This window comes from Spirillospora sp. CA-128828 (genome assembly GCF_050945415.1).
GTDB lineage: Bacteria > Actinomycetota > Actinomycetes > Streptosporangiales > Streptosporangiaceae > Spirillospora.
The window spans coordinates 7,228,499-7,241,181 of sequence record NZ_CP191986.1 but is presented as its reverse complement, the minus strand read 5'-3'; the positions used below and the strand labels follow the sequence as shown (position 1 = coordinate 7,241,181).

The window sequence follows — 12,683 nt, the reverse complement described above, 5'->3', positions numbered from 1 at the left end:
CGGGTCAGGCCGGGCGCAGGAGCTTCACGTCGCGGGCGGCGAGGTGCAGGGTGGTGAACGGACCGGCGCCGGACAGTTCGTCGCGCATGGGCGCCGGCAGTTCGACCGTGGCCTCGGTGGACCCGTGGTTCAGGACGACGTAGCGAAGGCCGTCCGCCGACCGCCGGGCCCGCGCCTGGACGCCGTCGGGTAGTCCCGGCAGGACGGGGCCCACGCCGGCCTCCTCGCGGACACGGTCCAGGAGGGCGCGCATCGTCGCCGGAACGGGCCGGGTGGCGAGGTACCAGGCGGTGCCCCGGCCGAGGCGGTTCCGGGTGACGGCCGGTCCGCCGGCGAGGGCGCCGCTGGTGAAGGACGCGACGGCCTCGGCGCCCTCCAGGACGACCTCCTCGGTCCAGACGCCGCCTGCGCCCTCGGAAAGCCCGACCTGCTCGTCCTCGGCGAGCGGCCGGAACTCCTCGACGCGCAGGCCGAGCGTCCGCCGGAAGGGCGCCGGGTAGCCGCCCATGTGGACGCGGTCGCAGGGGTCGACGATCCCGGAGAAGAATGACATGACCAGGGTGCCGCCCTCCTCGACGTACCGTTCCAGGTTGCGCCCGGCTTCCTCGGACACCAGGTAGAGGTTCGGCACGAGGACGAGCGGGTAACCGGACAGGTCCGCGTCGGGACGCACGACGTCGCAGGCCACGCCGGCGTCGTACAGCGGACGGTGGCAGGCCCAGGCCGCGTCGAGGAAACGCAGGTCCGAGCTGGGGTGGGCCTCGCCTTCGAGCGCCCACCAGCTCGGCCAGTCCAGCACGATCGCGGCCCCGGCCCGGGGCGCCCGCGCGCCGGCCAGGGCGCGGGCGGCGGCCAGTTCCCGGCCCAGCCCGCGCACCTCTCGGAAGGTCCGGGTGGACGGACCGCCGTGCGGGACCATCGCGGAGTGGAACTTCTCCGCGCCGCCCCGGGACTGCCGCCATTGGAAGAACATGATCGCGTCCGCACCGTGCGCCACGGCCTGCCAGCTCCACAGCCGCATCGTCCCGGGCGGCTTGGCCGCGTTGCGGGGCCGCCAGTTGACCGCGCTCGGCGCCTGCTCCATCAGCAGCCAGGGCTGCCCACCGCGCAGTGAGCGCATGACGTCGTAGTTGAAGGCGACCTTGGCCGCGGCGTCCGGGTCGGCCGGGTCGGGGTAGGCGTCGTAGGCGATGGCGTCGACGTGCGGCGCCCACGTCCACAGGTCGACCGGACGCAGCGACGGCGGGAAGTTGGTCGTCACCGGGACGTGCGGCGTGACGCGTTCCAGGACCTCCTTCTCGACGAGGTAGCAGGCGAGCAGTTCGTCGGAGGTGAACCTGGCGTAGTCGAGGTTGTGCGCGGGGTTGCGGAACGGTGCCGGCGAGCGGGGCGGCAGCACCTCCTCGAACGAGCCGTAGCGCTGCGCCCAGAAACTCGTCGACCAGGCGTCGTTGAGCTCCTCAACGGAGCCGTACCGGGCTTCCAGCCATCGCCGGAACGCCGCCGCGGACACCTCGCAGTGGCACGGGATGACGTTGCCGTACTCGTTGCCGACGTGCCACATCGCCAGCGCCGGATGCCCCGCGTAGCGGACGGCGACCTCTTCGGCCAGGCGGGCGGCGTGCTCCCGGTAGACCGGGCTGGACGGGCAGTAGTGCTGCCGCCCGCCCGGCGTGATCGTCTGCCCGTCCGCCCGGACGGTGAGCATCTCCGGATGGCGGGCGGTCAGCCAGGGCGGCGGCGACGCCGTCATGGTCGCCAGGCAGGCCGCGACGCCGCCGCCCGCCAGCCGGTCCAGGACGCGGTCGAGCCATCCGAAGTCGTACTCCCCGGGCCGTGGCTCGACCGAAGCCCACGAGAAGATGCCGACGCTGACCAGGGAGACGCCGGCCTCCTTCATCAGCCGGACGTCGTCCTCCCAGACCTCCTCCGGCCACTGCTCGGGGTTGTAGTCGCCGCCGTAGGCGATGCCGAGGCGGTCCCGCAGCCGGGCGATCATGTCCATTCCGTGGTTCTCCTTGGCGTGGTCAGGAGGTGCGGTCATCGCTGCGGGTCGATCCTCTCCAGCGGCAGCCAGAGCCGCAGCCCGCCGCGCTCGGTCGCGATGCCGGCGTCCGGCACCGCGCGGTCGTAGACCCGGACGTCGGAGATGGATCCGTGGAAGCGGTAGACGCCGTCGAGGCGCTGGCCGACGTGGATCCCGTCGATGGTGAACTGCTTTCCGAGGGTCACCGACCCGCCGGGGTCGGTCGCGGACGCCGCCTGCCCGTCGACGCTCAGGGTGAGCTTCCCGCCGGAGCGCCGCAGGACGACCTCGTGCCACTGCCCGTCGTTGTACGCCTGCGCCGTGTCGACCACGACCTGGCCCCGCTCGGTCTGGATCACGCCGCGGATGCGGTGGCTCGCCGGCTCGGCCCGCAGCCAGATCTGCGGCGCGCCGCTGCCGACCCGGTACGCCCACAGGATCGTGCGGGTACCGCCGGTGTCGGCGTAGCGGACGCGCGCCGCCCAGGTGAAGTCGCCGTCGTCCAGGTCCAGCGACCTGTTCCATGGCACCTGGACGAAGTCGTCGACGCCGTCGAACTCGCCCGGCGTGTTCATCCCGCCCCGGACGTATCCGTTGTTCTCGTGCCCGGACCGGTCGGGCGTCGTCGGGCCGGGCTCCGGCGGCTTCGGCAGCCCCGGAGGGGTCCCGTTGGGCGTGTCCAGGTAGGCCTGGTTGAACTCGGCGAAGCGGATCGACTCGTACGGGGACGTCCGGCCGGCCTCGTACATCAGGCCGATGCGGCCGCCGCCGAGGTCGGCCATGTCGGAGTAGGCGGACGGACCCCAGTAGATGACCTTGCCGACCTTCTGCCAGTTCCGCCCCTCGTCGGACAAGGAGCGGACCGCCATGACCTCGCGGGTGACGGGGTGGGCGGGGACCGACAGCAGGAGCCTCCGCCCGACCGGGAGCACCGAGCCCTGCACCTTGGGCGCGTCCAGCTTCGGCAGGGTGCGGAACGGCGCGTCGAAGGTCGCGCCGCCGTCGCTGCTGATCGCGGTGTTCCGGTTGCCCGGGTCGGTTCCGGTGTTGTCGCGCGCGTTGACGTAGATCCGGCCGTCGGACAACTCGGCGGCGCTCAGCTCGCCGGGGCTGACATCGTTGGACGTACGCGTGTCGTCCGCGCCGATCCTCCAGGTGAGGCCGCCGTCGTCGCTGTAGTTGAGGTGGCCGCCCTGCGGTCCGCCCTTGGGGGCGCCGCCGCCGCCCTCGTGGTTGGCCGGGACGATGAGGCGCCCCGCGTGCGGGCCGTGCCGCAACTGGATGGCGTGCCCGGGCCCGGTGGCGTACCAGGAGTTCCACTCCGGCTTGCCGATCTGGTCGGTGAGCTCGCGCGCGGCGGGCAGCACGACCTGGAGCGGCCCCCATGTGCGGCCGCCGTCGGTGGAGCGCCGCAGCACCAGGTCGATGTCGCCGGCGTCGCCGCAGCCGCTCACCCGTCCTTCGGCGAAGGCGAGCAGGGTGCCGTCGAGCGCCTTGACGATCGCGGGAATGCGGAAGCAGAAGTAGCCCTCGGTGTGCTGGGCGAAGATCACCTGTTCGGAGAACTCCGGTGCCGTCGGGGACCCTTTCGCCGCCGCGCCGGCGGCCGTGCAGGCGAGCGCGGTGACGACCGCCGCCGCGGCGGCGGTCGTCCGGCGCAGGGACATGCTGAAGAGGGCCACGCTGGCCTCGCAATCCAAGGGGGCCGCCCGGCGGATCCACGCCGTTCGTCGGTCAGATGAGGGCGGCTTCGGAGAGGTAGGTCTTGACGCGGGAGATGTCGTCGTCGTCGAGCGGGATCTGCGGGAGGGCGGTCGTCGGATGGTCGATGACGCCGCGCAGGAAGAGCGCGGCCTTGAAGGCGCCGAGCGCCGAGGAGCTGCGGCCCATGTGCGGGCCGCCGACGTGCACCAGCCGGAAGAGGCGGAACAGCCGCTCCTGCTCGGTGCGCGCGGTCTCCCAGTCGCCGCGCGCGGCGGCCTCGTAGAGCCGGACATAGCCGTGCGGGTCCACGTTGCCGAGGCCGGGGACGACGCCGTCCGCGCCCATCCAGAGGGCCGAGTCGACGGTGAGCTCCGAGCCGGTCAGCACCGCGAACGACCGCAGGCCGCGGTCGCGGCGGCCGATGATCACTTCGCGGAGACCGGCCTCGTCACCGCTGGAGTCCTTGAGGCCCGCGAGCACGCCCTCGGCGGCCAGGTCCAGCAGCAGGTCCGCGGTGAGCTTGCTGTGCACCGACACCGGCAGGTCGTAGGCGTACAGCGGGACGTCCGCGGCCTCCGCGACGGTCCGGAAATGGACGGCGATCTCGGCGGGATGGGTGCGGGTGTAGAACGGCGCGGTGGCCACGATGCCGTCCGCGCCCGCCTCGGCCGCCGCGCGCGCGTGGTCGGCGACCCGGGGCGCGGTCATGTCGATCACTCCGGCCAGCACCGGCACCCGTCCCGCGACATGGCCGAGCACGGTCTCCAGGGCGGTCCTGCGGTGCCGGTCCGGCAGGAACGCGGTCTCCGACGAGGAGCCGAGCACGAACAGCCCGTGCACCCCGCCCGCGAGCAGATGGTCGACCAGCCGGGTCAGCGACGCGGTGTCCACCTCCCGGTCGGGGGTGAGCGGGGTGCACACCGGGGGGACGACGCCGGACAGCGGTGCCGCGTTGGTCATGAACGCTCCTGTGCTTGGTGGATCAGTTCGCGGTCCGTCGCTCCGGCGCGGACCGGGTGATGGCAGCGGAAGAGGCCGTCATCGTCCAGCTCGGCCGCGGGCATCTCGGCGGCGCAGCGGTCGTCGGCCTTCCAGCACCGGGTGCGGAACGGGCAGCCGCTGGGCGGGCGGGTCGCGGACGGCACCGGGCCGGCCAGGGGGATCGGGTCGATGGGGGAGAGCAGGCCGGGCGTGGCGGAGAACAGCGCCCGGGTGTAGGGGTGGCGCGCGGCGTCCGGGACCGCCTCGGCCGCGGACTGCTCCACGATCCGCCCGAGGTACATCGTCACGACCCGGTCGCTCATCCGGCGCACCGTCTGGATGTCGTGCGAGACGAACACCATCGCCAGCCCGAACCGCCGCTTCAGGTCCTCCAGCAGGTTGAGGATCTGCGCGCGGACCGACACGTCCAGCGCGCTGGTCGGCTCGTCGGCGACAAGCAGCCGCGGCCGCAGCGCGAGCGCGCGGGCGATCGCGACGCGCTGGCGCTGCCCGCCGGACAGCTGCCCGGGCAGCAGGTCGGCGGTGCTCGCGGGAAGTCCGACCAGGTCGAGCAGCTCGCGGACCCGATCGTCGCGCTCGTCCCGGGTGCCGGCGCGGTGGACGTCGAGCGGGTCGCGCAGCACCTGCCGGACCGGCAGCCTGCGGTTCAGCGCTGTGGACGGGTCCTGGAAGACCATGCCCACGTTCGTGCCGATGGCGGTGCGGCGCTCGCCGCCCGGCATCGCCCAGACGTCCCGGCCCTCGAACCGGACCGCGCCCGCGGTCGGGCGCTGGAGCCCGACCAGGACCTTGGCCAGCGTGGACTTCCCGCAGCCCGACTCGCCCACGATGCCGACGGTCTCGCCGGGCGCGACGGCCAGGTCCGCCCCGGTGAGCGCGTACACGCGGTCGCGGGTGAGCAGGCCGCCGGAGCGCGCCTTGTGGACGACGTGCACGTCCGCCAGCTCGACCAGCGCGTTCGTCGTCATGATGCCTCCGGAGGGTCGGCCGGCGCGAGAGCCGCGCCGGCGGGCGCGGGAGCGGTGATGTCGACCGCCGGGTGGTGGCAGGCCACCGCGTGCCGGTCCTCCCGCCCCTCCAGCGCGGGCGTCCGGGTGCGGCAGATCCCGGTCGCGGCCGGGCACCGGTCGGCGAACCGGCAGCCGGACGGGAAGTCGGCGGGGGAGGGCACCACACCGCGGATCTGGGCCAGCCGCTCGGCTCCGGACTCCATCGACAGCACCGAGCCGAGCAGGCCGCGGGCGTAGTGGTGCGCGGGCGCGCCCACCAGTGCGGACGTCACGCCGGTCTCCACGATCCGGCCGCCGTACATCACCGCGACGCGGTCGGTCACGTCGGCGACCAGGGCCAGGTCGTGCGAGACGAGGATCAGCGCGAAGTCCAGCTCGGCTCGCAGCCGCAGCAGCAGCTCGATCACCTGGGCCTGCACGGTGACGTCGAGCGCGGTGGTCGGCTCGTCCGCGATGATCAGCTTGGGGTCGCGGGAGAGGGCCATCGCGATGAGGACGCGCTGGCGCTGGCCGCCGGACAGCTCGTGCGGGTAGGACGAGAGCGTGCGGCCGGGGTCGAGCCCGACCAGCTCCAGCAGCTCCGCCGGGCTGCGCCGCCCGCCGCGCCGGACGACCTGCTTGAGCTGGGCCCTGATGGTCATCGCCGGGTTCAGCGAGGACAGCGCGTCCTGGTAGATCATCGCCATCTCGTGGCCGAGCAGCCGCCGCCGCGCGGACCGCGGCAGCCGCAGCAGGTCCTTGCCGGCGAACCGCACCTGGCCGCCGACGCGGGCGCCGCGCGGCTGCAGGCCCATGATGGTCAGCGCGGTCAGCGACTTGCCGCAGCCGGACTCGCCGACCAGCCCGAGCACCTCGCCCGGGCGGACGTCGAAGGTGACCCCGTCGACCACGTTCACGCCGTCGTGGCGGTCTTCGAAGCCGATGGTGAGGTTCTCCACGCTGAGGGCCGGGCGGCCCTCGGGCAGCGGACGGGCCCGCTCCGCCAGGCGCCGGGCGGCCTCCGCGAGGCCGGGCAGCTCGGTCGCGCGGCCGGTGACCTGCGCGTCCGGGGCCGCTTCGTCCCCGCCGGGCTTCGGCTCCGCGCGCTCGGAACGCCCGGCGCCCCTTTCGGCGGGCGCGGCCCAGGCGTCGGAGATCCTCTCGGCGAGGATGTTGAGGGCGAGGACCGTGACCAGGATCAGCAGGCCGGGGAAGACGGTGCCCCACCAGCCGCCGAGGAGCACCAGGCTGCGGCCGTCGGCGATGACGCTGCCCCACGAGGGGTCGGGCGGGCGCACGCCGGCGCCGATGAACGACAGGGACGCCTCGAAGACGATCGCGTCGGCCACCATCACCGTGCAGAACACCAGCACCGGGGCGGCGCAGTTGATCGCCACGTGCCGGCTCAGGATGTGCGGCGCGCGGGCGCCGATGACCCGCTCGGCGGCGACGTAGTCCTCCCCGTACTGGGACAGCACGTTCGCGCGGACGACGCGGGCCACGGCCGGGGCGTTGAGGAAGGCGATCGCCAGCACCAGCACGGGGATGCCGCCGCCGAACACCGCGACCAGCACGGCGGCCAGCGCGATGCCGGGGAAGGCCATGATCACGTCCAGTGCCCGCATGATCGTCTCGTCGGCCCACCGGGGCGCGGTCGCGGCGGCGGCGCCGACGACGGCGCCGCACACCAGGGCGACGGAGGTGGCGCCGAGGCCGATGACGAGGGACCAGCGCGCCCCGTACAGCAGGCGCGAGAAGATGTCGCGGTTGGCGCTGTCCAGGCCCATCCAGTGGGACGGGCTCGGGCCGCCGCCCGCCGCCTCCTGTACGTACGGCGAGTGCGGCGCCAGCACCGGCGCGAGCACCGCGGCGATCACGATCACGACGACGATGCCCAGGGAGGCCCAGGCGGCCGGGCCGAGCCGGCGGAAGCCGACGCGTCGGCTCGACAGTCTTTCCGCAAGTCCGCGGCGCATCAGGCGGCGCTCCTCAGCCGGGGGTTGACCAGGAGGTAGAGCAGGTCGATGACGAGGTTGACCACGACGAACCCGGTCGCGATGGTGAGCACGACGCCCTGGACGACGGCCGGGTCGCCGTTGCGCACCCCGTTGATCATGAGCTGGCCCATGCCGGGCAGCGCGAAGATCGTCTCGATCACGACCGCGCCGCCGAGCAGGTAGCCGATCCGCAGGCCGAGCACGGTGAGCGGGGTGATCAGCGCGTTGCGCAGCACGTTGCGGCCGACCACGACGATCGGCGGCAGCCCGCTGCCGATCGCCGTGCGCACGTAGTCCTTGTCGAGCTCCTCCACCATCGAGGTGCGGATGATCCGGGTGAGGTACGCGGCCACCGGCAGTGACAGAGCCAGCGCCGGCAGGGTGAGCGAGCGCAGCCAGCCGCTCGGCGAGTCGGCCGGGTTGACGTAGCCGCTGGTGGGGAACCAGCCGCGGTCGACCGCCAGGTACTGGATCATCAGCAGCGCCAGCCAGAACGCCGGCGCGGCCACGCCGACCAGCGACACCAGCCGGACGAGCTGGTCCGGCCAGCGGTCCCGGAAGAGCGCCGCGGTCACGCCGAACACCACGGCCAGCCCGATCGCGATCAGCACGCCGAACGCGGTGAGCTGGAGCGTCAGCGGCATCGCCGTGCCGATCGAGGTGCGCACCGGCGCCTTCGTCAGCGCGCTCGTCCCCATGTCACCGTGGAGAAGGTCGCCGACGAACCGGATGTAGCGCAGCGGCAGCGGGTCGAGCAGCCCGTTCTCCACCTGGAACTGGTGGATCTGCGCCTGGGTGGGGTTGGCGCCCTGGAAGTAGGCGTACTCCGGCTTGTTGTCGGAGAACCGCATGACGGTGAACACGAACAGGACGACGCCCAGCAACAGCGGTACGAGTATGAGGACGCGGCGCACCAGCATTCTGGCGATCGATGCCACGGAGGCCTCCTGGGAGTCGGGCGGGACGCCGGGAAGGGGCGTCGAGAGGGCGCGTCCGGACGCGGGCGTCCGGACGCCGATCGCGGATGCGGCGCGCGGTCAGACCCGCTTCGCCTGGAGCAGGGTGACGCCGGGGTAGGCCTGCGCCCGGACCCCTGTGAGCTTCTTGGGGTTCCACGCGGTCATCAGCTCGGTGTGCACGACCGGGTAGAGCACGGCCTGCTCGGCGATGACGTCGATGTACCGGTGCACGAGCGCCAGCTTCTTGTCGCGGTCCGGCTCCTGGATGGCCTTGTCCATCTGCTCGAAGAGCGACTTGGCCTGCGAGCTCTTGTCCCACTTGGTGTACTTCATCCAGGTGCCGCCGGGCGTGTAGTTGTACCGCAGGATCAGGTCGGCGTCGAGGCCGAACTGGTTGGGGTTCGAGGCGGCCGCGACCACCTGGTACGACTGCGACTGGTCCATCTTCGTGAACAGCGCACTGGTGTCCTGCGGCTCCAGCGAGGTCTTCACACCGATCGCGTTCCAGGAGTTGGCGATCGTCGGCAGGCAGTCGGCGACCCAGCTCACGTTGACCGCCATGAGGTTCACCGACAGGTTCTTGACGCCCGCCTCGGCGAGGAGCGATTTGGCCTTGTCCGGGTTGTACTCGTAGACCGTCTTGGCCTTGGCGTACGACGGGTTCTCCTGGTTGAGGAAGCTGGTGGCCGGGGTGCCGTGCCCCTTCAGCGCCACGTCGATCATCTTCTGCGTGTCGATCGCGTAGAACAGCGCCTGGCGGACCCGCACGTCGTCGAACGGCTTCTGGGCGGTGTTGAACATCAGGAACATGTGGTTCATGCCCTTGCCGCCGCTCACGGTCAGCCCCTGCTTGCTCAGCTGGTCGATGTTGGCGTACGGCACGTTGTCCGCGATCTGGGCCTCGGCGCCGCCGCCGGAGATCTTCGCGACGCGGGCGGAGGCCTCCACGATGGACAGCCAGTTCATCTTCTTGATCGCCGGCTTGCGCGGGCCGTTGTAGCCGGCGAACGCCTCGAAGGTCGTGTTGGACTTCGGGTGGTGCGCGGTCATCTTGTACGGCCCGGAGCCGACCGCCTTGCCGTTCTTCGCCGCGTCCCAGGCGCCCGGGGCGCCGAAGACGTGCTTGGGCATGATCTTGGCGATGGTCAGCCGCGGCAGCGCGTCAGGGAACGGGAACTTGAAGACGAGCTCGACGCTGGTGTCGTCGACCTTGCGGACCTCCTTCAGCCAGCTCCGGAAGAACGAGGAGGCCAGGGTCGAGGGGTCGAGCGCGCGGTCGAAGGAGAACAGCACGTCGTCCACCGTGACCGGCTGCCCGTCGTGCCACTTGGCGCCCTGCCGCAGCGTGAACTTCCACGTGGTGGCCGAGGTGTCGGCCGGCAGTGCGGTGGCCAGCGCCGGGTACGGCGCGCGGGTGATGGGGTCGGTGTCCACCAGCCCCTCGTAGATGTGGTTGTTGCCGGCCATCGCGAAGGCCGACGCGGTCATGCTCGGGTCCCAGGTCTGGTCGTTGCCGTAGCCGATGACCACGGTGACGAGGTCGCTGTCGCCGCCGGCGCCGGCCGAGCCGGTCGAGGCGGGTCCGCTGCAGGCGGCGATCGTGCTGGAGATGACGGCCGCAGCGCTCAACGTCCCGCTGTAGCGCAGGAAGTCACGGCGGCTGAGGGGTGGGCGACGGGCACTCACGGTGTCTCCTGATGGGTGCGGCCGGGCTCGGGGTGGAATCGGAGGGAGGACGTCCCACGTCCTATAACCTGCTAGCGTTGGACATTAGAAGTCCGTTCGGCGCGAAGTCAAGAGCTGATGAGCAGGAGAACCCACGTGACGCTGCGAGACGATCGCCGCGGCCCCGCCGCGCCCGCCACGCCCGCTCCCGCCCGGAGACGGCGCCCGAGCCGGGCACTGGAGGTGCAGGAGGCGGTCAAAGAGATCATCGTCCGGCGCGGGCTGGCCGCCGGAGACCCGCTGCCGACCGAGACCGAGCTCATGGAGGAGCTCGACACCGGGCGCAACTCGGTGCGCGAGGCGCTGAAGGCGCTCCAGGCCGTCGGCATCGTCGACATCCGCCACGGCTTCGGCATGTTCGTCGGCCAGATGTCGCTCAGCGGCCTGGTCGACGAGCTGGCCTTCCACAGCCGGATCTCCCCGCAGGACGAGCCGAACCACCTCGCCCACCTCACCGAGATCCGCGAGGTCCTGGAGAACGGGCTCGCCTCCCGCCTGATCGACCGGCACGGCGGCGCCCTGGAGGAGCTGCTCGGTCCGGTCCGCGAGGTGGTCGAGCAGATGGAGGCCGAGGCGCTGGTCGGCGCGGTCGCGCCCGAGACCGACCGGCGCTTCCACGACCTGCTGTACCGCCCGCTCGGCAACCCGCTGGTCGGCCGGCTGCTCGGCGCGTTCTGGCAGGTCTACTACCAGCTCAGCGACGACCTGGGCACCCCCGACGAGAGCCCCGAGTACGTCGCCCGCAAGCACCGCGACATCTACACCGCCGTGATCGAACAGGACCGGGCGGCCGTCGAGGCGGCGATGAGCGCGCACTTCGCCGGCATCCGGACCCGGCTCGACCGCCTCCGCGGCGCCTGAGCCCCCGGCGGGGAGGCCCTCTTTCTCACCTCGGAAGGGAGATCATGCCGATCGATCCCGTCGTCCGCGCGAGACTCGGCTCGGTCACCGCCGACGTGCCGCTGCACGTGGCCCTCCAGGATGTGACGGCCGGGTACCGGATGCCCGAAGTGAAGATCGAGGAGACGGCGATCGACGGCCCGCGGGGCCCGATCCGCATCCGTCTCTACCGTCCGGCCGGCGCCACGTCTCCCCGTGCCGGGCTGCTCTGGCTGCACGGCGGCGGCTGGGCCCGAGGCGACCTGGACATGCCCGAGGCGCACGTCGTGGCCGCCGAGCTGGCCGCCCGCCCGGGAGCGGTCGTCGCCTCCGCCGAGTACCGGCTCGCCGCCGAGACCAGCCGCTACCCGGTGCCGCTCGACGACGTCCACGCCGCGTGGCGGTGGTTCACCGGGGCCGCCGCGGAACTCGGCGCCGATCCGAGGCGCCTGGCGATCGGCGGCTGCAGTGCCGGCGGGAACCTCGCCGCGGGAGCCGCCGCCCGGGCCCGGGACGAAGCGGACACCCTGCCCTCGGCGCTCCTGCTCGCCTATCCCTTCCTGCATTTCCCCGTGCCAGCGCCCCCCGGCGGCCTCATCGACGACCTCGGGTCCCTGCCGGAACGGCTGCGGTTCACCGCCGAGACCGTCCTGTCCCTGACCCACGCCTATGTGGGACGCGTGTCGGGCATTCCGGCCCACGCCATGCCCGGCAACGGCGCCGTCGGCGGACTGCCCCGCACCTTCATCGTGCTGAGCGAGATCGACGAACTGCGCCCGTCCGGGGAGCTGTTCGCCCGCCAGCTCCGAGAGTGCGGCATCCCCGTCGAGACCATGACCGCGCGGGGCCTGCCGCACGGGCACCTCAACCTGGCCCCCGTCGACGCGCTGCCCGAGATCCGCCGTTCGATCGACTTCCTCGGGTCCGCCCTTGCCTGAGACCGCCGCCAGGACGGCGCTCGGCCGCCACGGTCATCGCGACGCCGCCCACTCCTCGAAGGTGATCTCCCCGCTGCGGAAGTCGCCGACCGGCAGCGCGCCACCGTTCGCCATCGCCTTACCGACCGGCACCGTCAGCACCAGTTCGCCTTTGGCAAGGCGCCGCATCATCGATGCCATCTTCAGCACCTCGGGGCCTGACAGCCCGGTCGCCCGTCCCTGGGCGGGGCCCTCGGCCAGGCGTACCAGCTCGGCGGCGGCCTCGGAGGCCGCGACCGGCCGGCTCAACATCAACGGCGCCACCTTCACCGCGCCGGGCACCCTGTCGAGCATCTGCGCCGCGAGTCGCGGACCTGAAGGGCGCGCGTGGACGGGAGCCTGGGGCCGCCCGAGACCGCAACGCCGCCGTCGAGGTCCGCGAACGAGAAGTCGGCGGACGCCGCTGCCCCGGGCCTGATCCGGCC

Annotated in this window: 10 protein-coding genes; 2 read left to right on the top strand and 8 right to left on the bottom strand. The window is 72.6% G+C overall.

What is annotated here, in order from left to right:
* Positions 1 to 4: 4 nt before the first annotated feature.
* From ACQPXG_RS34825 to ACQPXG_RS34795, 7 genes are all read right to left on the bottom strand, one after another.
* The gene (locus ACQPXG_RS34825) at positions 5 to 2,044 is read right to left on the bottom strand and encodes a beta-galactosidase (RefSeq protein WP_433463384.1); all 2,040 of its coding nucleotides are present in this window, start codon (positions 2,042 to 2,044) and stop codon (positions 5 to 7) included.
* Positions 2,041 to 3,708, bottom strand: a complete 1,668-nt coding sequence (locus ACQPXG_RS34820; RefSeq protein WP_433463383.1) for an exo-alpha-sialidase — start codon at positions 3,706 to 3,708, stop codon at positions 2,041 to 2,043. The genes ACQPXG_RS34825 and ACQPXG_RS34820 overlap by 4 nt, the downstream gene beginning before the upstream one ends.
* Before the next feature lie 52 nt (positions 3,709 to 3,760).
* Positions 3,761 to 4,690: a dihydrodipicolinate synthase family protein gene (locus ACQPXG_RS34815; RefSeq protein WP_433463382.1), complete on the bottom strand. Its 930-nt coding sequence runs from the start codon at positions 4,688 to 4,690 to the stop codon at positions 3,761 to 3,763.
* Positions 4,687 to 5,700 carry an oligopeptide/dipeptide ABC transporter ATP-binding protein gene (locus ACQPXG_RS34810; protein WP_433463381.1) on the bottom strand — a complete coding sequence of 338 codons (1,014 nt, stop codon included), beginning with the start codon at positions 5,698 to 5,700 and terminating at the stop codon, positions 4,687 to 4,689. The genes ACQPXG_RS34815 and ACQPXG_RS34810 overlap by 4 nt, the downstream gene beginning before the upstream one ends.
* Positions 5,697 to 7,697 (bottom strand): dipeptide/oligopeptide/nickel ABC transporter permease/ATP-binding protein, encoded by a 2,001-nt coding sequence (locus ACQPXG_RS34805; RefSeq protein ID WP_433463380.1) that lies wholly within the window; start codon positions 7,695 to 7,697, stop codon positions 5,697 to 5,699. The genes ACQPXG_RS34810 and ACQPXG_RS34805 overlap by 4 nt, the downstream gene beginning before the upstream one ends.
* A complete protein-coding gene (locus tag ACQPXG_RS34800) occupies positions 7,697 to 8,656 on the bottom strand; it encodes an ABC transporter permease (protein ID WP_433463379.1) in 960 nt (319 codons plus the stop codon). The genes ACQPXG_RS34805 and ACQPXG_RS34800 overlap by 1 nt, the downstream gene beginning before the upstream one ends.
* A gap of 99 nt (positions 8,657 to 8,755) precedes the next feature.
* The gene (locus ACQPXG_RS34795) at positions 8,756 to 10,363 is read right to left on the bottom strand and encodes an ABC transporter substrate-binding protein (RefSeq protein ID WP_433463378.1); all 1,608 of its coding nucleotides are present in this window, start codon (positions 10,361 to 10,363) and stop codon (positions 8,756 to 8,758) included.
* A 135-nt stretch (positions 10,364 to 10,498) separates the two neighbouring features.
* Here ACQPXG_RS34795 and ACQPXG_RS34790 point away from each other — a divergent pair, with 135 nt between their 5' ends.
* Positions 10,499 to 11,263: a FadR/GntR family transcriptional regulator gene (locus tag ACQPXG_RS34790; RefSeq protein WP_433463377.1), complete on the top strand. Its 765-nt coding sequence runs from the start codon at positions 10,499 to 10,501 to the stop codon at positions 11,261 to 11,263.
* Between the two features lie 44 nt (positions 11,264 to 11,307).
* A complete protein-coding gene (locus ACQPXG_RS34785) occupies positions 11,308 to 12,219 on the top strand; it encodes an alpha/beta hydrolase (protein ID WP_433463376.1) in 912 nt (303 codons plus the stop codon).
* Positions 12,220 to 12,252: 33 nt separating this feature from the next.
* Here ACQPXG_RS34785 and ACQPXG_RS34780 read toward each other — a convergent pair whose 3' ends face one another.
* Positions 12,253 to 12,552: a hypothetical protein gene (locus tag ACQPXG_RS34780; RefSeq protein ID WP_433463375.1), complete on the bottom strand. Its 300-nt coding sequence runs from the start codon at positions 12,550 to 12,552 to the stop codon at positions 12,253 to 12,255.
* Positions 12,553 to 12,683 lie beyond the last annotated feature (131 nt).

Coding starts and splice junctions, on each gene's coding strand:
- ACQPXG_RS34825 (WP_433463384.1), bottom strand. CDS start 2,044: ATGACCGCACCTCCTGACCACGCCAAGGAGAACCACGGAATGGACATG.
- ACQPXG_RS34815 (WP_433463382.1), bottom strand. CDS start 4,690: ATGACCAACGCGGCACCGCTGTCCGGCGTCGTCCCCCCGGTGTGCACC.
- ACQPXG_RS34810 (WP_433463381.1), bottom strand. CDS start 5,700: ATGACGACGAACGCGCTGGTCGAGCTGGCGGACGTGCACGTCGTCCAC.
- ACQPXG_RS34805 (WP_433463380.1), bottom strand. CDS start 7,697: ATGCGCCGCGGACTTGCGGAAAGACTGTCGAGCCGACGCGTCGGCTTC.
- ACQPXG_RS34785 (WP_433463376.1), top strand. CDS start 11,308: ATGCCGATCGATCCCGTCGTCCGCGCGAGACTCGGCTCGGTCACCGCC.
- ACQPXG_RS34780 (WP_433463375.1), bottom strand. CDS start 12,552: ATGCTCGACAGGGTGCCCGGCGCGGTGAAGGTGGCGCCGTTGATGTTG.